Source organism: Pseudarthrobacter sp. As-47, from assembly GCF_058215595.1.
Genome location: NZ_CM177088.1, coordinates 3,947,085 through 3,966,127, shown reverse-complemented (window position 1 = coordinate 3,966,127; position 19,043 = coordinate 3,947,085). Strand labels below are relative to the sequence as shown.

At 66.9% G+C, this 19,043-nt stretch carries 20 protein-coding genes; 9 read left to right on the top strand and 11 right to left on the bottom strand.

Annotation, left to right across the window (positions count from 1 at the left end):
- Positions 1-7: 7 nt before the first annotated feature.
- Positions 8-1,237, bottom strand: coding sequence for a M20 metallopeptidase family protein (locus AC4BCK_RS18385; RefSeq protein ID WP_490566311.1), 1,230 nt, complete (start codon positions 1,235-1,237; stop codon positions 8-10).
- A 135-nt stretch (positions 1,238-1,372) separates the two neighbouring features.
- On the opposite strand from AC4BCK_RS18385, the gene AC4BCK_RS18380 reads away from it, so the two are divergent.
- Complete coding sequence (locus AC4BCK_RS18380) at positions 1,373-2,401, top strand: Lrp/AsnC family transcriptional regulator (protein WP_251420397.1); 1,029 nt, start codon at positions 1,373-1,375, stop codon at positions 2,399-2,401.
- Between the two features lie 58 nt (positions 2,402-2,459).
- Here AC4BCK_RS18380 and AC4BCK_RS18375 read toward each other — a convergent pair whose 3' ends face one another.
- A complete protein-coding gene (locus tag AC4BCK_RS18375; RefSeq protein ID WP_400574572.1) occupies positions 2,460-4,157 on the bottom strand; it encodes an amidase in 1,698 nt (565 codons plus the stop codon).
- Positions 4,154-4,459 carry a hypothetical protein gene (locus AC4BCK_RS18370; protein ID WP_188731353.1) on the bottom strand — a complete coding sequence of 102 codons (306 nt, stop codon included), beginning with the start codon at positions 4,457-4,459 and terminating at the stop codon, positions 4,154-4,156. Before AC4BCK_RS18370 ends, AC4BCK_RS18375 begins: the two co-directional genes overlap by 4 nt.
- A 241-nt stretch (positions 4,460-4,700) precedes the next feature.
- Between AC4BCK_RS18370 and AC4BCK_RS18365 the strand changes: the two genes are divergently transcribed.
- The 3 genes from AC4BCK_RS18365 (at position 4,701) to AC4BCK_RS18355 (ending at position 7,456) form a co-directional block, all read left to right on the top strand.
- Positions 4,701-6,107, top strand: a complete 1,407-nt coding sequence (locus AC4BCK_RS18365) for a cation:dicarboxylate symporter family transporter (protein WP_490566310.1) — start codon at positions 4,701-4,703, stop codon at positions 6,105-6,107.
- A 39-nt stretch (positions 6,108-6,146) separates the two neighbouring features.
- Positions 6,147-6,446, top strand: a complete 300-nt coding sequence (locus tag AC4BCK_RS18360; protein ID WP_174175102.1) for a putative quinol monooxygenase — start codon at positions 6,147-6,149, stop codon at positions 6,444-6,446.
- Positions 6,447-6,538: 92 nt separating this feature from the next.
- Positions 6,539-7,456 (top strand): Rieske (2Fe-2S) protein, encoded by a 918-nt coding sequence (locus tag AC4BCK_RS18355; protein WP_174175100.1) that lies wholly within the window; start codon positions 6,539-6,541, stop codon positions 7,454-7,456.
- A 170-nt stretch (positions 7,457-7,626) separates the two neighbouring features.
- Here the strand turns inward: AC4BCK_RS18355 and AC4BCK_RS18350 are convergent, their stop codons facing one another.
- The 5 genes from AC4BCK_RS18350 to AC4BCK_RS18330 all read right to left on the bottom strand — a co-directional run bounded on the left by AC4BCK_RS18350 (position 7,627) and on the right by AC4BCK_RS18330 (position 13,503).
- Positions 7,627-9,351: an HNH endonuclease signature motif containing protein gene (locus AC4BCK_RS18350; protein ID WP_490566309.1), complete on the bottom strand. Its 1,725-nt coding sequence runs from the start codon at positions 9,349-9,351 to the stop codon at positions 7,627-7,629.
- 54 nt (positions 9,352-9,405) lie between these two features.
- Positions 9,406-10,608 (bottom strand): N-acetylglucosamine-6-phosphate deacetylase, encoded by a 1,203-nt coding sequence (locus AC4BCK_RS18345; protein WP_490566308.1) that lies wholly within the window; start codon positions 10,606-10,608, stop codon positions 9,406-9,408.
- Positions 10,605-11,396: a copper homeostasis protein CutC gene (locus tag AC4BCK_RS18340; RefSeq protein WP_490566307.1), complete on the bottom strand. Its 792-nt coding sequence runs from the start codon at positions 11,394-11,396 to the stop codon at positions 10,605-10,607. Before AC4BCK_RS18340 ends, AC4BCK_RS18345 begins: the two co-directional genes overlap by 4 nt.
- Complete coding sequence (gene nagB, locus AC4BCK_RS18335) at positions 11,381-12,160, bottom strand: glucosamine-6-phosphate deaminase (RefSeq protein ID WP_174175094.1); 780 nt, start codon at positions 12,158-12,160, stop codon at positions 11,381-11,383. Before nagB ends, AC4BCK_RS18340 begins: the two co-directional genes overlap by 16 nt.
- 92 nt (positions 12,161-12,252) lie before the next feature.
- Positions 12,253-13,503, bottom strand: coding sequence for a PTS transporter subunit EIIC (locus tag AC4BCK_RS18330; protein ID WP_490566306.1), 1,251 nt, complete (start codon positions 13,501-13,503; stop codon positions 12,253-12,255).
- Between the two features lie 230 nt (positions 13,504-13,733).
- On the opposite strand from AC4BCK_RS18330, the gene AC4BCK_RS18325 reads away from it, so the two are divergent.
- A complete protein-coding gene (locus AC4BCK_RS18325) occupies positions 13,734-13,964 on the top strand; it encodes a PTS sugar transporter subunit IIB (RefSeq protein ID WP_079595209.1) in 231 nt (76 codons plus the stop codon).
- Complete coding sequence (locus tag AC4BCK_RS18320) at positions 13,964-14,422, top strand: PTS sugar transporter subunit IIA (protein ID WP_174175090.1); 459 nt, start codon at positions 13,964-13,966, stop codon at positions 14,420-14,422. Before AC4BCK_RS18325 ends, AC4BCK_RS18320 begins: the two co-directional genes overlap by 1 nt.
- Before the next feature lie 33 nt (positions 14,423-14,455).
- Here the strand turns inward: AC4BCK_RS18320 and AC4BCK_RS18315 are convergent, their stop codons facing one another.
- The gene (locus tag AC4BCK_RS18315) at positions 14,456-15,208 is read right to left on the bottom strand and encodes a GntR family transcriptional regulator (protein WP_188731370.1); all 753 of its coding nucleotides are present in this window, start codon (positions 15,206-15,208) and stop codon (positions 14,456-14,458) included.
- 321 nt (positions 15,209-15,529) lie between these two features.
- Here AC4BCK_RS18315 and AC4BCK_RS18310 point away from each other — a divergent pair, with 321 nt between their 5' ends.
- On the top strand, positions 15,530-16,378 hold the full coding sequence (locus AC4BCK_RS18310; RefSeq protein WP_490566305.1) for a hypothetical protein: 849 nt from the start codon (positions 15,530-15,532) through the stop codon (positions 16,376-16,378).
- Positions 16,379-16,449: 71 nt separating this feature from the next.
- Here the strand turns inward: AC4BCK_RS18310 and AC4BCK_RS18305 are convergent, their stop codons facing one another.
- The gene (locus tag AC4BCK_RS18305; RefSeq protein ID WP_490566304.1) at positions 16,450-17,055 is read right to left on the bottom strand and encodes a dTMP kinase; all 606 of its coding nucleotides are present in this window, start codon (positions 17,053-17,055) and stop codon (positions 16,450-16,452) included.
- A gap of 238 nt (positions 17,056-17,293) precedes the next feature.
- On the opposite strand from AC4BCK_RS18305, the gene AC4BCK_RS18300 reads away from it, so the two are divergent.
- Both AC4BCK_RS18300 and AC4BCK_RS18295 read left to right on the top strand, forming a co-directional pair.
- Positions 17,294-17,554 (top strand): hypothetical protein, encoded by a 261-nt coding sequence (locus AC4BCK_RS18300; RefSeq protein ID WP_490566303.1) that lies wholly within the window; start codon positions 17,294-17,296, stop codon positions 17,552-17,554.
- Positions 17,555-17,561: 7 nt separating this feature from the next.
- Entirely contained in the window at positions 17,562-18,497 is a 936-nt protein-coding gene (locus tag AC4BCK_RS18295) for a threonine/serine dehydratase (protein ID WP_490566302.1), read from the top strand.
- A 37-nt stretch (positions 18,498-18,534) separates the two neighbouring features.
- On the opposite strand, the gene AC4BCK_RS18290 is transcribed toward AC4BCK_RS18295, so the two are convergent.
- The gene (locus tag AC4BCK_RS18290; protein ID WP_174175080.1) at positions 18,535-18,873 is read right to left on the bottom strand and encodes a hypothetical protein; all 339 of its coding nucleotides are present in this window, start codon (positions 18,871-18,873) and stop codon (positions 18,535-18,537) included.
- Positions 18,874-19,043 lie beyond the last annotated feature (170 nt).

Sequence of the window (19,043 nt, the reverse complement as noted above, 5' to 3'; positions counted from 1 at the left end):
CGGCGGGTCAGGCCGCCGCCGACAGCGCGGCAAGCCGCGAGGTGGCCAGTTCGGCGTACAGCGCAGCTCCATCAGCCAGCACGCCGTCGTCGAACGTTGCATAAGGGGAGTGGTTGAACGGTGAGGTGGCCGGATCGGCCCCCGGGGCGACGGCGCTGAGGCCGACGAACGTGCCGGGCACCTCGGCGAGTACCCGGGAAAAGTCTTCAGAACCGCTCAGGGGGGTGGCCCAGCGGGACAGGCGGCGCTCGCCGAAGAGCCCCGAGATGACCTTCTCCGCCGTGTGCGTTTCGTCTTCGTTGGTGATGGTGAGGGGGTATTCCTCCTGGTAGTCCAGGTGGACCTCCACCCCGTGCGCGGCCGCTATTCCCTGGAGCAGGCGCGGCACGGCGTCCATCATCCTGAGCCGGGAGCTTTCCGAGAAGGTGCGGACTGTCGCCTCGATGCGGGCAGTCTCGGGGATGATGTTCCGCTTGGTGCCGGCGTGCAGCACACCCACCGAGAGCACCACCGGATCGAACATGTTGAACTGCCGGGTCACCATGACCTGGAGGGCGGTGACCATCTCGGCAGCCACTGTGACGGGATCCTTCGCGGCATGCGGGGCGGAACCGTGGCCGCCCGCGCCCAGCACCGTGACCTCCAGTCCGTCCGAGGCGCTGAGCATCACGCCGGGCTTCGTGCAGAACGTGCCGTGGGGCTCGAGCGAGGAGAACACATGCATTCCGTAGGCCGCCTGCACGCGGGTTTCGGCGGCATCCAGGACGCCTTCGCGGATCATGTAGCTTGCACCGTCGCAGCCCTCTTCGCCGGGCTGGAACATCAGGACAACGTCGCCCTGCAGCAGGTGCTGCTTCTCGGCAAGGAGGGTGGCGGCTCCGGCGAGCATCGAGGTGTGCAGGTCGTGGCCGCAGGCGTGCATGGCGCCGTCGGCCTGGGAAGAAAACTCCACGCCCGTCTTCTCCTGGACAGGAAGGCCATCCATGTCCGCGCGGAGGAGGACTGCGGGCCGATGGGCACCGTCGCCGCCTGCCGCGGCCTTGCCCCCGCGAAGCACTGCGGTCACGGAGGTGGTTTCCTTGCCCAGGGTGATCTCGAAAGGAAGCCCGTCGAGGGCCTGGAGGACCTTCTCCTGGGTCCGCGGGAGGTGCAGCCCGATTTCCGGGTGCCGGTGGAGGTCGTGGCGGAGGCGGATGAGGTCCCCGTGCAGTTCCTTGGCGTCTTCAATTACGGGCACTGTGCGGCTCCTTGGCTAAGCTTTCCGGGTCTGTGGACTATTCTGGAGTGGCGCAACTCACATCGCGTGAAAGCACTGGAAATATTCTTTCGGCAACGAATATGCGCAGGATTCGTGCAATAGGAGGTGTGCCTGATGGAACTCAGCGAGGAAGACCTGGCCCTCATCCAGGTGCTGCAGACGTATCCGCGGCTCGGCTGGGCGGATGCCGCCAAGGTGCTGGGCGTGCACGCCACTACCCTTGCTGCCCGCTGGGAACGGCTGACCTCAAGCGGGGCAGCGTGGGTGACGGCCCACCTCGCGGGGGATCCACGGCAGATGCTCCTGGCCTTCGTGGCGGTGGACTGCGACATGAACCTGCGGGACAGTGTGACCGCGCAATTGGCTGGCATCCCCGGGATCGTCACCGTGGAGGAAGCGGCAAGCAACAGGGACCTTATGTTGACCGTGATTACCAGGTCGCTGAAGGAGTTCAGTGCCTCGGTGGTGGCCCAGTTGAAGGGCATCGAGGGGCTGATCAAGTACCAGACCGCGCTGTGCACACGGCTGCACACGAGTGCCGATGAGTGGCGGCTGAATATCCTGGACAAGCCTCAGCTGGCATTGCTTCGGACGCTCGGCAGCCAAAGCGGCCAGGACGCCCGGCATGCGGAAGCCGGGCAGTTGCCGCAAAGCCACCTGGACCTGTTGCCGTTCCTGGCCCGCGACGGCAGGGCGACCGCCGCCCAGATAGCGCGGGAACTGGGGCGGCGTCCGGCAACGGTGCAGCGGCAGCTGAACCGGGTGCTGGCCAGCGGCATCCTGCTGTTCCGCTGCGAAATCGCGCAGGCTTTCTCCTCCTATCCGGTGACCTGCCAGTGGTTCGCCAACGTCCCGGCAGGACAGCACGAGGAAGCGGCCGCCGCCATCCGGACCATCAAGAATGTTCGGCTGAGCGCCTCCACCACCGGGCCCACCAACTTCGTCATCATCATGTGGCTGCAGTCCCTTGCGGACGTCATGACTGCCGAACTTGCCCTCCAGCAAAAGGTCCCCGGCATGCACCTGGTGGAAAGCGTGGTGATGCTGCGGACGGTCAAACGGGTGGGCTGGATGCTGAACGAGGACACCACGTCCAGCGGAACGGTGGTGGTCCAGGCCGCGGCACTGCCGGCTGCGGACTGAACAGTGGACGTCCCGGCCCGCCTCCCGGGAAGGAGGCGGGCCGGGGGCATTGGCGCTGCTACTGGGACAGCTCGGCCACCTCATGTGCCTCGAGGCGGCCCCGGCCCTGTGGAGCGGGTGCAGCCGAAACCCTGCCGCGCGCGCTCTTGGCGAACGGCTTCCGGGACTTGGACGGATCAACGGAAATCGGCTCGGGGACTTCGCCGGCCGGGTTTGCGGGGCGCCGCAGGTGCCAGTCGGTCACCGCCTGGTAGGCGGCGGCCACCGCCAGCAGCCGGTCCTCGGCGAAGGGCTGGCCGCCAAGGATGGTGCCCACCGGGACGCCGGCCGAGTCAAAACCGATGGGCAGGGCGAGTTCGGGCAGCCCAATCGCGTCGAAGGGGTTGGGGCTGGTCTGGAGCACCACATCGCACTGCTCGAACAGATCGTCCAGGACGCGTTCCAGCAGCAGGACCTTGGCGCGCTGGCCCAGGACGTACTCGTTGGCGCCCAGCATAGAGCCCTGCAGCCAGCCGGTCACAGACACCCCAAAGCTGCGGAGATCCTTGCGCAGTATGGGCAGGAACGGCTCACTCCGTTCCGGCAGCCGCACATTGTTGAACGCTGTGCTTGTCAGTGTGTCCCAGTCCTCGGGCAGTCGAACGTCCACAACCTGGATTCCTTCAATGCCGGCGAGCTTGTCCAGGAAGGCCTTGCGTGCCGCTGCGGTTTCCGAGGATCCTGCGGTGAAGTCCGGGATCACGCCCACCCGGGTGCCCCAGCGCATGGCCACCTTGTTGCCGCGCTTGACTGGAGTTGCGGCGGTAATCAGGTCCGGGACGGGCGGAAGCCCCAGGGTGCGTGGGTCGTTGGGATCCTCCCCGGCCATTGCGCTCAGCATGATGGCTGCGTCCTTGGCGTCCCTGGCGAGCGGTCCCGGGTGATCGCGCGTATAGCTCAGCGGGATGATGCCGTACAGCGAAACGCGGCCCATGGTCGGTTTGAGCCCCGTGAGGTTTTGGGCGTTGGACGGCGCGGTGATGGAGCCGCCGGTCTGGGTTCCCACGCTGGACGTTGCCATCCGTCCGGCCACTGCCGTTGCTGAGCCGGACGAGGATCCGCCCGGATTTGTCCGTGGATCCGCAGGGGTCCAGGCATTGACGGTGGTGATGCGGCCGTCCGGAGTGGTGGCACGGGTGGTGGCCAGCGGACCCATCTGGGTTTTTCCGAGGACAATGCCGCCGGCGCCCGTCAGCTTGGACACGGCCGTTGCGTCAAACGGGGGCGTGAAGTCCTTGAAGATGTATGAGTTGGCTGTGGTGGGGTAGGCGCGGGTGTAGTAGTTGTCCTTGATGGCCAGCGGGATGCCGTGAAGGGGTCCCTTGTAGGCGGCGCCGGCCAGGGCCCGGGCGCTTGCCAGGGCATCGTCTGCTGCCACCAGGTTGAACGCCTGGTAGTCCGCGTCGAACGCGCCGATCCGGTCGAGGTAGGCCTCCACCAGCAGTTCGGCGCTGAGCCGGCCCTGCCGGATGAGGCTTGCGGCTTCCGCGATGGTCAGCTCGGTAATGTCCGCCAGGGCTTCGGGCCGGACGTCCCCGTACGCGTTCGGGTTGATCCCGGCGGGCACCACCGCTGGTGGTGCGGCGTGGGCAACAGCGGGAAGCGCCACCGCACCCAGCGACGTAGCTGCTGCAAGAACGGCAAACCTGTTGACGAAGGACCGGCGGTCAATGGTGCGGTCCGTCGGCTGGCTGTCCACGCTGTCCACCGGGTTCATGCCGTCCTCCGTGCAGTATCGATTGAAGGGTACAGGGCGGGAGGAGCTGCCTGCTGGGACAGGAGCGCGGGGTCCGCAGTTCCTGCCGCGCCGGCAAAAGGTACCTGGTAGGCGCTCAGTTCAGCGACCGTGGTGCGCATGAAGGAACGCAGGCTGGCCAGGACCGACGCCTGTCCGGGGCTTCCGGTCTCGGGGTCGCTGGCGGTTCCGGCGGGAAGCTGGTTGAGGTCGATGCCGAGGGATGCCAGTCGTGCCCGGATCATGATGTCCAGTTCGGCGTCGGATGGGGGAGTGAGGGGCATGATGCTCCTTCTTCTACGTTGCTGGTGTTGCAGCAGGTACAGCTGAGACACAGTGATACTTCCACTGGCTCGTGGCGCTGTCATGTCATGGAAGTTGCGGGCAGATTTCCCGCCGCTTGGCTGGCGCGGCTTAATAGTTCCGCATCATGGATTTATCTTTCCGGAAACATGCGCTCCCTAACGTTGCTCGTGACCCTGCGGCATTCTCTGTGCCGCCGTCCTCCAACGAACAGGCACCGGCATGAATGTCACCGCGCCCGCGGCAGCACCTCCCGCTTCCAGGAAGCCGCTCTATAAGTCCCTCTTCTTCCAGATCCTGGTGGCCGTTGTGGCCGGCATCCTGATCGGACACTTCTGGCCGGACATCGGCGCAGGGCTTCGCCCCCTGGGTGACGGCTTCATCCAGCTGATCAAGATGATCATCGCGCCGCTCATCTTCCTGGTGATCGTCACCGGCATCGCCGCGGTCAGTGACGTCAAGGCCGTGGGCCGCACCGGCGTCAAGGCGTTGATCTACTTCACGGCAGCCACACTGTTTGCCCTGGTCTTTGGCCTGGTGGTGGGGAACGTGGTCCAGCCAGGCGCGGGACTGAACATCGATCCGGCGTCTCTCTCCCAGGACGCCCTCAACGCGAAAACCGCCACCGCACCGCCGAAGGATGCCGGAGCCTTCATCCTGGGCATCATCCCCACCAGCGTGGTGGGCGCCTTTGCCAGCAACAGCCTGCTGCAGGTGCTGTGCTTCGCCGTGTTCTTCGGAGCGGCGATCGTCGTCGTCGGCCGTGAACGCTGCATGCCCGTCGTCACGCTGATGGAGACCGTGCTGGAGCTGTTCTTCAAGATCATGGGCTGGGTGATGCGGGTGGCGCCGGTGGGTGCCTTCGGTGCCATGGCATTCATCATCGGCCAGTACGGCCTCAGCTCGCTGGGCACGTATGCCCTGCTGATCGCAGCCTGCTATGGCGCGGCAATTGTGCTTATCGGACTGCTGTTCGTGGTGGCGTGGGTTTATCCGCGGGTGCCGCTCTGGAAATTCATGAAGTACACCCGCGAGGAATTCCTTCTCGCTTTGGGCACAGCCTCCACCGAATCCGTGCTGCCGCGCATCATGACCAAGCTGACCAACGCCGGCTGCTCCCGCGCCACCACCGGCCTGGTAGTCCCCACGGGGTACTCCTTCAACCTCGACGGCGCCGCGCTGTACCTGTCCATTTCCCTCCTCTTCCTGGCGCAGGCCTTCGGCTACAACCTGGACCTCGGCCAGCAGCTGGCTGCCCTGGGCATCCTCATGCTGACATCCAAGGGCATGGCCGGTGTGCCCGGTTCAGCATTCCTGGCCCTGTCCGCCACGGCGGGTGCTTTGGGAATCTTCCCGGTGGCGGGCGTCGCCCTCCTGTTGGGCGCGGACCGGCTGATGGACTCCATGCGCGTGGTGGTGAACCTGCTGGGCAACTGCGTTGCCACCTTCGTGGTGGCCAAGTGGGAAGGCCAGTTCGATCGGGCCGCCATGCTCCGCGCCTTTGCAGGTGAAACCACGACGGCGGATGCGGCCTTGGAACCGGCCGGAACCTCGGTGCCTGGCAGCGTGAAGGCGGGGGCCGCCGTCGAACAGCCGCCGCTGGGGACGTCGGCGCCGGCGGTGCGGTAGCCTCCGGCCTTTGCCGCCGGCGTGCCGCACACTGTCCCTATGACCTTTGCGAATGTTGGAAGCCTCGAAACCAAGCCCGGCCAGCGCGATGCCGTTCTCTCAATCCTGGTCCGGCCCATGGCCGGGCTGAAGGAAGCCGGCTGCCTGCTATACGAGGTGGGCGTGAACGACGCCGTGCCGGACACGGTGTTCGTCTGTGAACTGTGGGAATCGCAGGAGGCGCACCGGGCTTCCCTGGGGCTGGAGAGTGTGCAGGCGGCGATTGAGGAAGCCATGCCACTGCTCACCGGTGAAATGGGCGGCAACCAGTTCACGGTGCTGGGTTCCCCGCTTCGTTAGGTTTTCGCACCTGGGGCCTGTGCTGCACCCCGCCCGGGCAAGTAAGCTTCCCGGCATCGACTGGACACGGAGCGATGGGGTAAGGGAGACACATGAAACCGCTGCCTGCACTGGAACTTGTTACCCGCCTGGAAGATGCGGAGTGGCTGGACCCTGTTTCCAAAAAGGTCCGAAAAGTGGTGAAGCGGGCCATCCGCCCCAAGTGGGCGCGCGACGTCCTGCACGGCGTTCCCATCGGACACCCCGTGCATCCGTTGGCGGTCCAGGTGCCGATGGGTGCGTGGATCTCCGCGGCCGTGCTGGACGCCCTGCCTGGTAACGACAAGGCTTCCGCCCTCCTGATCGGCGTGGGCACCGGGGCTGCCGTGCCTTCCGCGGTGGCTGGCTTTACCGACTGGACGCAGCTGCACCCCCAGCAGCAGCGGGTGGGGCTGGTCCATGCCGCTGCCAACATCACGGCCACGGGCCTTTACGCTGCCTCCCTTGTAGCCAGGGCCCGGGGCAGCCGCGGCGGAGGCAAGGTGCTCGCCTATCTTGGCCTGGCCGTTGTGGGGGCGGGCGGTTTCCTGGGCGGCCATCTCACCTACCGGCAGGCGGCAGGCGTGAACCACAGTGAGGAGATCCCGCACCGCTTCCCAAGCGGATGGCAGCCTCTGGCAGCGCTCGCAGATTTGCCCGACGGGAAGCTCCACAAGATTGTTGTGGCCGAGATTCCGCTGCTTGCCTACCGGGAGGGTGAGAGTGTCAGCGTGCTGTCCGACGTCTGCAGCCACCTTTCCGGGCCTCTGCACGAAGGCAAGGTCAAGGGTGGCAGGCTCCAGGACAGAGTCGATCAGAACGGCGGCCCTGGAGACGGCAGCGACCCGTGCGTCGTGTGTCCCTGGCATGGAAGCACCTTTTCGCTGCGCACGGGCGAAGTGCAGGCTGGCCCCGCGACCGCGAGGCAGCCGCTCTTTGAGACGCGGGTCAGCGGCGGCCTCGTGGAAGTCTGCCTGCCCGGGGCTGAGTAGGCGCACACTGAATCGTTTGTCCTGTTTAGGACTGGGCGGAGGGCGGGGCCTGTATCCCTGTGAAGTTCCGCCCGCGTTTCTGGCCCGGGTCTGTGCTTGGACCGTCGCCCCGACACTGGACTGTTACCCCGTGTGCCCGGCCGCCCGTGTCTGTGGGCATGTGGTGCCCGCTACGTCAGTACAGGTTCCCAGTTCCTTAGTGGGTCCCAGTCCCCGATCGGGTCCTGCGTCAGCGTGGGCGGGGCAGCGTAGAAGTCCTCCCACAGGGGGTCATCCGCGGGTATGTCGTCTGGCTCTATGAGGTTGCCATCCACAGGTTCCTCAGGCGGAGGTTCCGAATATGCGGAGTCTCCGGCAGGGCAGGCCTGGGCAGCGGCCATCGGCGGACAGGGCATCACGTCGCGGACTTGCCCGTTGTTGTGCTCCTCCGGTCCTAGTCGCGCGGGCATGGCCGACAGGGCAGACTCCGGCCAGTGGGGTGGTTCCCAGTCCTGGTGTTCGCTTTTGTAGTGGCGTCCGGTGGGTGAGGTCCAGCCGGGTGGTTGATTTTTGGTGGCTGGTGTTGGTTTCCAGCCGCTGGTGTGCCGGAGTTTGTGGTGTTTTGGGCAGGGCTGTCCGAGGTTGCTGATCCCGGTGGTCCCGCCGTGGTGCCAGGCGAGGAGGTGGTCTGCCTCGTTATCCAGAGACGGGTTGCTGCAGCCGGGGAACGGACACTGGCCGTCCCTTAGTCGGAGCCAGTTCCGCATGGCTTTGGTGACCCGGTAGCTGCTCCTGCCGATCTCCAGCGGGGCCCCGTCCCGTGGATCGACCAGGACCCGGTGGAACGAATCAGCACCGTTGGCGACCAGGTCCCTCGCCATCGACGCTGGGATGGGTCCGTACCCGTCGAGCATGGCTGGCTCATCGGTTACTCCCATGAGGGAGAGGACCGGCACGGTAACGAGGACCTGCGCCCGGATTGACGAAGGGGTGAGATCCGTTCCTATCCCTGCCCCGTCGCCGATGCTGGCATTGGTGCCGCTGGTGAGGATGGCTTGGGCGAAGTGGTCGGCACTGAGTTGGGTGAGGGTGCGGGGTTCGGTGGGTCCTTGTGCGGCGCGGGAGAGGGCGTTGAGCCGGTTCCAGCCTGCTATGGCCTGGTCGGCGGGGAGGCAGGCCGAGAGCCAGGCCATCCCGTCCTGGTCAGGCCGGTATTCGACCCGCCGGTCCGCCGCGGCCTTGGTATGGCGCTTCTCCAGCGATTCGGGATGGTGGCGTTCCCGCCACGTCCGGGCCTTGGCCTTGAACCGGTAGGCCGGCATCTCCCCGATCGTCGCCGCCCCGGCCGGCCGTGGCGTGTCCGGATCCAGGAAGTGGGCCTCCAGGGCGGCGGCACCGGCCCGGTCAAGCCCCACGGTCTGGTTCACCATTTCCCGGGCATGCTGCCAGGAAATCGTCCCGGACCCCAACGCTGCGAGGGTCCGGGGCAGGGCGGTGGCCAGGGCGTGGGACTCGGCCAACAAGGCGCCGGCGGCGCGGTCACCGATCACCAGTGCACACCCGACCTCGGCCACCAGGCTCCGGTCCTGGGCCGTGGCCTCCTGCGGTGAGGACGGCGGACCGTTCAGCACACTCGTGGCGGCAGCGAGCACCTGAACCGCCCGCGCCTTCACCGCTGCCAGCTTCGCCTCCGACCGCGCCACCCCCGCAAGGACATCCAACGCATTATCAGCAACCCGCTGCAACGGATCATCACCAAGTCCGCCAGCGCCAGGCTCAACGCCACCAAGGCCAGAAACATCCGTACCGGAACCAGCCGTGCCGGCAACAGCAGCGCCGCTGAGCACGGCCGTGAAAGCAGCCACGGAGGCATCAACAAACGCCTCTGCCTCCACCACCACCGGATTGCCTTCCATAAATCCATCCTGGCAGTGGGGTCTGACATTCAACGGTGAGGCAGCCAAACAGCACTACTCCAGCGGCGTGACCCACTCGCCCCGGCGCAGGACTCCGCCCAGATTCAGGTCCCCGTCAACAACGGCGACGTCAGCGCGCATGCCGGCCCGGAGGTCGCCAATTTGCGCGGACAGTCCCAGCACGGAGGCAGGCACGGCCGTTGCCGCGTGGACTGCGCCCTGCAGGGGCACCCCGGCCGCCACCGCGGACCGCACGACGTCGAGGAGGGTTGCGGTGCCGCCGGCAATCGCGCCGGTGCTGTCCACACGTGCGACGCCCTTGTCCACCGTGACAGCCAGCGTACCCAGCCGGTACTGGCCGTCCTGCAGGCCGGTTGCGGCCATCGAGTCCGTGACCAGGGCGATGTTTTCCGCCCCCACCAGCTCGAACACCATCTTGACCGTCTCCGGGGCAAGGTGGACGCCGTCCGCAATCAGCTCCACCACGGCGTTGCCGGCGTGGGCCGCGCTGAGGCTGGCTGCTACGGGACCGGGAGCGCGGTGGTGCAGGCTGGGCATCGCGTTGAACAGGTGCGTGACGGTTGGGCGGATCCTTCCGGTGGAGTTCCCCGGCCCGGCCAGCCCTCCGGCAGCCTGCTCCAGGAGGGAAGCAGCGGTGCCGTGGTCCGCGGCAGTGTGGCCCAAGGATGGAATGACCCCGCGCGCAGTGAGCATGTCCACCAGGGCCGTAGCGCCCGGAAGCTCGGCTGCGAGCGTCATGGAAACCAGCGAGGAACCGGCCGCCTCAAACAGGTCGGACACAAGCCCGGCGTCGGGTTCGAGCAGCAGCGTGGGATCGTGGGCGCCGCACTGTCCCGATGCGAGGAACGGACCTTCAAGATGGGAACCAGCGATCAGCCCGTCATCCGCCAGCGTCTTCAGTGCCTTGAGGTTCCGGACCAGGTGTTCCGCTGACCCCGTGACGAGGCTTGCGAGCAGCGTGGTGGTGCCGCGGCTGTGCAGATACTGTGCCGCTGACCGGGCGCCCTCGGCGGATCCCTCAGAGAAATCCGCACCCAGCGCGCCATGGCAATGCAGGTCCACCAGCCCGGGCAGGATGATGCGCGCAGGCTCGTGGTCCTTGGGCCCGGGGTCGCCGGGAAAGTCCGACGCCGGACCAGCGTAGGTGATCACGCCGCCGTCGACCGCTACCGCGCCATCGGGGACGTCCATGCTTCCGGTGACGATGCGGCCGCGAAGTATCAAAGTAGCGCTCATGGTTCCAGGCCTCCAATTGTCAGTGCTCCGGCCAGTTGGGCTGCCAGGGCAGGATCGGCAGCCGGGGCCCGGCCAGCACCGGGATGGCCGTTCGATCGCTGCCGGGCCGAGGTGTGCACGGCGTGGACGCCGATGCCGCGCAGCGACGGTACCAGCTCAAGCGTCACTCCTCCGCCGGCCATGATCTGGACGGAGGGCGCGTATGTTCGTCCCAGCTCCACCAAACGGCCCAGGGTACTGAGGCCGGCGGCGCAGTCCGGGCTGCCCCCGCTGGTCAGGACGCGGTGCACGCCTGCCTGCTCCAGCCGGGCCAGCGCGTCAGCAGGGTCGGCGCCGGCCGCAAGGGCAGCATCGAACGCCCGGTGAAACGTGATTTCCGCAGCCGGGTTGGACCGGCCTGCCGCTGCAACAATCCGGCGGAGGGCAGGAACGTCCGGCCCGCCGTCGGGCGCGAGAACACCCACCACGACGCCCGCGGCACCCGCGGCCAGCGCAGCAGCCACGTCGCGCTCGATGACGTCGAGCTCTTCACTGGAGTAGGCGAAGTCGCCCGGCCGCGGCCGCACCAGGACGTGGACGGGCAGCCCAACACGGCAGGCCTGTTCCGTTATCCCGATGCTTGGCGTGATGCCCTCGGTTTCGGCGAGGGCTGCGCAGAGCTCCACCCGGGCCGCGCCGACGGCGGCAGCCAGCCGCACGCCGTCGGCGTTTTCCACGGCAAGCTCCAGCTGGGGCGGGCTGACAGCAGCAGCCGGCGCGCCCTGGCCCCTGCTCAGAGTCCCTGCCACGCCGGCTTCCGCCCGAACGTGTCCGTGTAGTAGTCCCGGTGGGCCAGCCGTGAGGCCGCGGCCTGGTCCACCAGGACGGAGACGTGCGGATGCAGCTGAAGCGCGGACGCCGGGCAGATGGCGGCAACCGGGCCCTCGACGGCGGCGGCAATGGCTTCCGCCTTCGCCTCGCCCATGGCGAGCAGCAGCAGGTGCCGGGCCTCCCGGATGGTGCCAAGACCCTGGGTCAGTACGTGGTCCGGGACGTCGTCCGCGTGGTCGAAAAAGCGTGCGTTGTCCTGCCGCGTCTGGCGTGTGAGGGTCTTGATCCGGGTGCGTGAGCCGAGCGAGGACATGGGCTCGTTGAAACCCACATGCCCGTCCGTGCCGATGCCCAGGATCTGGAGATCCACCCCTCCCGCAGCTGCAATCCTCGCCTCGTACTGCTCCGCCTCGGCCTGCGGGTCCTCAGCCATGCCGTCCAGGCCATGCACCGCGTCCGCAGCGAAATCCACGCTGGCCGTGAACTCGTCCCGGATCACCGAGTGGTAGGACTGCGGGTGAGCACTCGGCAGGCCCACATACTCGTCGAGAAGAAAAGCCTGCGCCTGGGCGAAGCTCAGGCCGCCGGTCCGGTGCCGTTCGATGAGCTCCTGGTAGGTGCCCAGCGGGGTTGACCCGGTGGCCAGTCCCAGGACGGACGGGCCGCGGCGGACCTGCTCCTCGATGGCGTCCGCGGCTGTGCGGGCCACGTCGGCAGGGGTGGGAAGGATGATGATTTCCATGCGGTGAAGCTGCTTTCGGTTGCTGTTTGGTGGTTGGTGCTGTTGCTCGTGCGGCGGCGGCCGCGGTGGCGTGGGCGGGGAGGGAAACGCCGCTACTTGGCGGCGTCTGTCTCCACAGTGACTTCGTCGTCTTCACGGCCGGGCGTCCGCAGGTTCCAGCGTTTGATGACGATGGAGAAGAAGAAGTAGTAGATCACGGCGTAGCCCAGTCCGATGGGGATGAGCAGCCAGCCGTTCTCCGACTTGCCGAAGTTGAGGACGAAGTCGATCAGCCCGGCGGAGAACGTGAAGCCGTGGTGGATGTCCAGTGCATTGACCAGGGCCATGGAGGTCCCGGTGAGGACTGCGTGGACGATGTAGAGCGGGAAGGCGACGAACATGAAGGAGTACTCAAGCGGTTCGGTGATGCCGGTGAAGAACGCGGTGAGGGCGGTGGAGAGCATGATGCCGCCCACGATCTTCTTCTGCGAAGGCTTGGCGTGGCGCCAGATGGCAAGGGCTGCCGCCGGCAGGCCGAACATCATGATGGGGAAGAATCCGGTCATGAAGATGCCTGCGCTGGGGTCGCCGGCGAAGAAGCGGTTGAGGTCGCCGCGGACCAGCTGCCCGGAGGCGTCAGTGTAGTCGCCGATGAGGAACCAGACGGCGGAGTTAAGGATGTGGTGCAGGCCGGCCGGGATGAGCATGCGGTTGGCGAAACCGTAGACTCCGCCACCGGCCACGGCGTTGCCGGCTACGGCTTCACCTACTGCCGAGAGGCCGGCGTTGAAGAGCGGGTAGAACAGGGCAAGGACGACGCCGGCTGCCAGGCTGGTGACGGACGTCAGGATGGGCACCAGGCGGCGGCCGCTGAAGAAGCCCAGGAAGTCCGGCAGCTTGGTGCGGTAGAACCGCTGCCAGAGCACGGCGGACAGCAGGCCCACCACAATGCCGGCCAGGACTCCGTAGTTGATCATGGCGGGCTTGCCGGCAGGGTCGACCTGCCCGGCCAGGACCAGCGGGGACATGGCCTTGAAGACGCCGTCGATCACCATGTACCCCACCACTGCCGCCAGTGCGGTGGAACCGTCGGCCTTCTTGGCCCAGCCGATGGCGATGCCGACGGCGAAAATGAGCGGCAGCCAGGTGAACACGGCATTGCCTGCGGCGGAGATGACGGCGGCGCCGCCTTCAAAGCCGGGGATGGCGCCCAGCAGGTCGGCCTGCCCGATGCGCAGCAGGATGCCGGCTGCCGGGAGGACGGCTATGGGCAGCATCAGGCAGCGGCCCAGTCGCTGAAGGGTGGCGAAGGCCCTGTTCGGCTTCTTCTCGGGAGCCAGGGCGGCGGTCTCGGATGTTGACATGGTTACACCTCTGCGGGATCGGGTGGGGGCTTGTGGAGAAACGGTTCCAGCCGGTACTGTCTGGTTATGACCAGTTCAGTGTGATTCATCCCACGAGTGCCTGTCAAGGGAGGAGATCTTCCACGCTGGCGCTGACAGTTCCGATGAACGGGCACATAATTGGTCGCACCCGGGCCGCCGGTCCTGGTGCTGAAGCAGTGCTCCCCGGGGCACCGTCAGAAAGGGCAGCCATGTCCAAAGCAGAAAAAATCATTGAGGGCCTGGGCGGAGCCGCCAACATCGTGGAGGTCGAGGCCTGCATCACGCGTCTCCGCACCGAGGTCAAGGATGGGTCGCTGGTCAACGAAGCAACCCTGAAAGCCGCCGGAGCCCACGGCGTCCTTGCAGCCGGCACGGCAGTCCAGGTCATTGTGGGGCCGGAGGCGGACAACCTGGCCGAAGACATCGAGGACCTGCTCTGATGCCGGAAACGCTGGTTGTCCATGCGCCCATCAGCGGCGCCGTGGTTCCTCTATCCGACGTCCCGGACCCTGTCTTCGCAGGCCAAATGGTGGGTTCGGGCGCGGCGGTTGAGCCGCCAGCGGGCGAGGTGTTCGACGTCGTGTCCCCCGTCGCCGGAAAAGTGGTCAAGCTCCTGCCGCACGCCTTTGTTGTGGTGGAGCCGGCCGGGCGGGGAGTGCTCACCCACGTTGGCATCGACACGGTCAAGCTCAAAGGCGAAGGCTTCAAGCTGCTGATTGCCCAGGGTGACACCGTCGGCGCCGGTGAGCCCGTGATGCACGTGGACCCCACCGCCGCCCTGGCTGCCGGCTACTCAATGGTGAGTCCCGTCGTCGTGCTCGACACCAAGCCGGACACGGCAACGCCCATGGCAACCGGTGCAGTGACTGCCGGCGCCGCCCTGTTTTCGCTGGGCTAAAGTTTCACAGGACTCCAGCGCTGACCGGGACTGCTAAAGCCGCACTTCCATGGTCAGCGAATAGCGGTCCGAGCGGTACCAGGAGCGTGAGTGCTCAATGGCCAGGGGACCTGAGTAGGACACCCGGTCGAAAGCCAGCACCGGTGCACCCGTGCCGGTTCCGAGGAGCGCCCCTACATCGGCAGGGGCGCCCTCGGACCGGACGCTTTGCCGGGCCCGGTCAATCTGGTGGCCAAACTGCGCCGCCAGCGCTTTGTAGACCGAGCCCGTCAGGTCGATGTCCAGGAGGCCCGGGGCGTGCTCCGGGTTGTACCAGGCGTCATCGACGCTGACCGGCCGCCCGTCCGCCAGCCGGAGCCGCCGCAGGTGGATGGCCTCGGAGCCGGGCGCCAGGCTGAGCGCTTCCGCGGTGTCCTCCGGAACGGCGGCGGCTTCCGCCACCAGCACCACTGTGCTGGGGACGTGGCCCATCGCCTCCATTTCCTGGGTGAAAGAGGCGAGGTGCAGCGTGGACTGCACGGGGGAATCCGCCACGAACGTGCCTTTGGCCGGAACCCGGACCAGGTGCCCCTCGTTGACCAGTCGTCCAATAGCGGCACGCACCGTGATCCGGCTGACGCCGTAGGAGTCCATGAGGGTCCGCTCGCTGGGAAGCCTGGCACCGGGTTCCAGTTCTTCCCTGGCCAGCTTGAGGATGATCGTCCGCAGCTGCTCGTGCTTGGGGATCTGGGAGTTGTTGATGGCCGTGCCCGCCGCCTCGGCGGTGCTCCTTGGTGTGACGGACAATGCGGCCCCTCCTTATCCTGGAGCGGTCCGGTAAGGACCACTCCTCGGATTATTCCACAGCAAGGGCACCGGAGGGCCTCCCAGGGCCCAGGCGGCCGCAGCCCGGGCAATATCCCGGACCCTGGGCCACAGGCCGCTGGCAAGCGTGGCCTGACGGCATCCGGGTCCAACGGAGGCGGACCGGCCGGGTGCCTGATCCCGGCGTTGTGGTGTGAAGGGGAGAGCCCCTGAAAGTTACAGCCCCGTTATGTTCGGCGGCGGCCCAACCCCTTAAGCTGATAAACACTAAGCATGCTTCCTATCTTCAAAGGGGTTGTACCAATGCGAAAAGCACCTGCGCTTGGATTGATGACGGCAGCACTGATGGCCCTTGCGGGCTGCACGGGCGGCGGCGGAGGAGCTGCGAGCCCGTCGGCCTCGGAAACACCCTCACCAACGGCTGAGGCGAAGGTGTACAGCGAAGATGAGCTCCGCGAGCTGATCTCCGGCATGACGGACGACGACGGCAACGAGCTCAGGCTGTACTCCAAGGAACAGGTGGACCAGGGCGGCAATATCGCCAACCTGCTCCTGAGCACCGCGACCGTCGATCCTGAAGACTGCAAGGACATCGCCACGGCGGGACTGCTGGACACCGTGGAAAGTGGCGAGATCGCCGTCGCGCTCTCCGAGGGCGACCAGCCGCGGACGCTGTCCGCCCAGTCCGGCAGCGAGGGGCCGGACGCCGTCGAAGTCCTGGACGAGATCAGCGGCAAGATGGACCAGTGCGCCAACTTCTCGGTCCAGGCCCTGGGCCAGACCTACGAGGTGACCAGTGAGGAGGTCCAGGCGGACACCAGCGCTGAAAAGACCTTCGCCACCCTCAGCTCGCGCAGCGGCGAGAACCAGCAGAAGCTGATGCAGGTCTCCGCTGCGGAAGGCCGGCTGCTGGTGGTGGCCACCAAGAGCGGCGCCAACCTGGGAGATCCGGACCAGAAGGAACTTGAGGACCTTATCAACGAGGTGCTGGAGGGGGCCGACGGCGGCAGCGCCACTTCCAGCCCGACGTCCACCAGCACGTCCGGTTCCACCAGCACAACTTCACCGAGCGGGTCGGCCTCGCCGTCTGAGACGGAGAGTGAGCCGGGGGAAAGCGAAATGGCCACGCCTTCGCCGACTGCCTCGAGTTAGCAAATGCACGTTTCAGGAAGGCGGGTGGACCTTGGGTCCGCCCGCCTTCCTGTATTACAGCGTGCATCCGCTCAAGTGGAGGCCGGGTGGCGTCCCTCCGCAGGGGCCCGTCCCAGTCCGTGCACCACTGCGGCCAGGCGGCGCGCCAACTCCGGACCAGGGACGGAGGCGTCCACCTTTTCAAAGGTTCCGTACTCGGGCAGTTCGCGGTAGGCGCGGGCGAAAGCAGCCAGGTCCTCCAGCGTCTCGGCATCAGTGCCGCGGGCGGCGATGCGCCGGTGCGCAACGGCCGGGTCCACGTCAAGATGCACCACGGCGTCAGGGGCAGGGAGTGCACCGAGCAGCCACCGAAGCAGGCGGCCGCGAGGCAGGCCCTTCGTGGCGCGCAGGGCCAACTGGCAGTAGAGGTGCCTGTCCATCACCACCAGGCCGTCAACCCGGCTGGCCCGCAGATGGTTCACCAGCACGTTGCACACCCGGAACGTGGTCTCCAGGGCATCGGCAACGCGGGGCGGCAGCCGGATGCCCAGCCTGGCGCCCAGAACCGACATGCTGCGCCTGCCCGCGTGGTTGTTCAACAGCACGGCCGTGCCGCCGCCAGCACGGACTGAGGACACCAGGGCCTGGGCGGCCGTGGACTTCCCGGAACCGTCGATTCCGGTCAGGACTATAAGCAAGTGGCCTCCTTCCGCCATGGACTTAACGCAGGGTGTGCCGTGGAAGTCCCGGCTGAGTCCCAATTCACAGGTTCACCGCCCATTTCACAGGATCAGGCGGGCGTTTCACAGAACCTGGGTGCAGGAAAACCCAGTACAGGCACTTCCTGCTCCAGGGGAGCGCCAGCCCGTAGGCTGGAGGGCGGTGCGGGAATAAACCCCGGCCGAACGCCGCAGTTCCCGAGCGAAAGGCAGGACCATGACTGCTAGCAATGACGAGCCGCAGAACGCCGCAGACCTTCGGGGGCCGGGTGATCCGGACGAAGCCAAGGAACCCAAGCAGGCCCCGCAGAGCGGCCAGCACCCGGAACTGCCGGGTGCCGGCAACATCCGCGAGGAGCAGCAGGGCCACGCCGCCGGGACCGTCCCCGCGTCCTACTCCGGCAGCGGCGACCCTTCCCAGAAGGAAAAGCCCGAGGCCGCCCTGCAGGAACCGGGAACCTGGGACGACGAGGTCTGACGCGCCAGTGATCACCCGCGCCGACGTGGAACGGGCAGCGCGAAGGACCGCCGGCCTCACCCGGCTGACGCCTGTCCTGGAAGGCGACCCGGGAGACTTTCCCGGCCCGGTGTGGTTCAAATGCGAATTCATGCAGCACACGGGAACCTTCAAGGCCCGCGGCGCCCTCAACCGCGTCCTCGCCGCCAAGGAACGCGGTGAGCTGAAACCGGAGGTCGGCGTCGTGGTTGCCTCCGGAGGAAACGCCGGCCTGGCCAACGCCTATGCAGCCGCACAGCTCGGCGTCCCCGCAACAGTGTTTGTTCCCGCCGCCGCCCCTGCCGTGAAAGTCCGCAAGCTGAAAGCCACCGGAGCCACCGTGGTGCAGGGCGGCGCCGAGTACGCGGATGCATACCAGGCGGCCATCGGGCAAGCCCGGGAAACCGGTGCCGTCTATTGCCACGCCTATGACCAGCCCGAAATTGCCGCCGGCGCCGGAACTGCGGGGCTGGAACTTCTTGACCAGGTGGGCGGGGTGGACACCGTGCTGGTTGCGGTTGGGGGAGGCGGCCTGATGGCAGGAATCGCCGCGGCCGTGGAGGGCAGGGCCAAAGTGGTGGCCGTGGAGCCGGAGTCGGCTCCCACGCTGAACGCTGCGCTGGCGGCCGGAGAGCCGGTGGACGTCCCAGTGGCGGGAATTGCGGCAGACTCCCTCGGGGCCCGCCGCATCGGCGACATCGGCTACTCCGTGGCGGTCCGCGCCGGCGTCGAAAGCGTCCTGGTATCCGATGCCGACATCATCGAAGCGCGGACGAAGCTGTGGGACGGCTACCGGATCGTCGTGGAAAACGGCGCGGCCGCGGCCTATGCCGCGCTTAATTCCGGCGCCTACACGCAGGGCGTGGGCGAACGGGTGGCGGTCATACTGTGCGGGGCGAACACGGACCCGGCCACCCTCACGTAGCCGGGTCCGATGGCAGAGTGCCCATCTGTGGCAGGAATCAGCTGCAGAACTGGCTGTACGTGCTGCCGGCTTCCTCGTAGTCTGCCGTCAGTTCGGCGAGCTTGTCCTCGTCCGGAGTCTCTTTCGCCTGCTCATCCGTGTATTCGATGATCGACTCAAGCGCACCCTTGAGGTCGTCCGAGGCAACGGCGTGGATGGGCCGGATCTGGTTGGCCAGGCGGTTCATGCCGGTCTTGCCGGCGTTGTTGGCCGGGTTCGACACAACGGACTGGATCCGCTCGCAGGTTTCCGCGGTGGTGAGCTGGTTCGAGGCGGTGCAGGCCGTTGCAGAGACAACGAGGCCGGCGGCGATCAGGGCTGTGGCGAATTTCTTCATGGATCCCTCAGTAGTTGATTGAGGTTTCGATTGTAAGCAGAATCCTGGACTGTACGCCGGTCCCAGCCGCTGCCCCCTCCACTGTGAAGGGGGCACCATGCTCTGGCGGGCCTTCGTGGGGGAGCTTAAAATGGGATCACCATCGTGCGGAGCTGCCGCAGATTGGGCCC

Bases quoted from the DNA above. Each gene is read 5' to 3' on its own strand.
- AC4BCK_RS18380 (WP_251420397.1), top strand. From the start codon at position 1,373: ATGGAACTCAGCGAGGAAGACCTGGCCCTCATCCAGGTGCTGCAGACG.
- AC4BCK_RS18375 (WP_400574572.1), bottom strand. From the start codon at position 4,157: ATGAACCCGGTGGACAGCGTGGACAGCCAGCCGACGGACCGCACCATT.
- AC4BCK_RS18370 (WP_188731353.1), bottom strand. From the start codon at position 4,459: ATGCCCCTCACTCCCCCATCCGACGCCGAACTGGACATCATGATCCGG.
- AC4BCK_RS18365 (WP_490566310.1), top strand. From the start codon at position 4,701: ATGAATGTCACCGCGCCCGCGGCAGCACCTCCCGCTTCCAGGAAGCCG.
- AC4BCK_RS18360 (WP_174175102.1), top strand. From the start codon at position 6,147: ATGACCTTTGCGAATGTTGGAAGCCTCGAAACCAAGCCCGGCCAGCGC.
- AC4BCK_RS18355 (WP_174175100.1), top strand. From the start codon at position 6,539: ATGAAACCGCTGCCTGCACTGGAACTTGTTACCCGCCTGGAAGATGCG.
- AC4BCK_RS18350 (WP_490566309.1), bottom strand. From the start codon at position 9,351: ATGGAAGGCAATCCGGTGGTGGTGGAGGCAGAGGCGTTTGTTGATGCC.
- AC4BCK_RS18345 (WP_490566308.1), bottom strand. From the start codon at position 10,608: ATGAGCGCTACTTTGATACTTCGCGGCCGCATCGTCACCGGAAGCATG.
- nagB (WP_174175094.1), bottom strand. From the start codon at position 12,160: ATGGAAATCATCATCCTTCCCACCCCTGCCGACGTGGCCCGCACAGCC.
- AC4BCK_RS18330 (WP_490566306.1), bottom strand. From the start codon at position 13,503: ATGTCAACATCCGAGACCGCCGCCCTGGCTCCCGAGAAGAAGCCGAAC.
- AC4BCK_RS18325 (WP_079595209.1), top strand. From the start codon at position 13,734: ATGTCCAAAGCAGAAAAAATCATTGAGGGCCTGGGCGGAGCCGCCAAC.
- AC4BCK_RS18320 (WP_174175090.1), top strand. From the start codon at position 13,964: ATGCCGGAAACGCTGGTTGTCCATGCGCCCATCAGCGGCGCCGTGGTT.
- AC4BCK_RS18310 (WP_490566305.1), top strand. From the start codon at position 15,530: ATGCGAAAAGCACCTGCGCTTGGATTGATGACGGCAGCACTGATGGCC.
- AC4BCK_RS18300 (WP_490566303.1), top strand. From the start codon at position 17,294: ATGACTGCTAGCAATGACGAGCCGCAGAACGCCGCAGACCTTCGGGGG.
- AC4BCK_RS18290 (WP_174175080.1), bottom strand. From the start codon at position 18,873: ATGAAGAAATTCGCCACAGCCCTGATCGCCGCCGGCCTCGTTGTCTCT.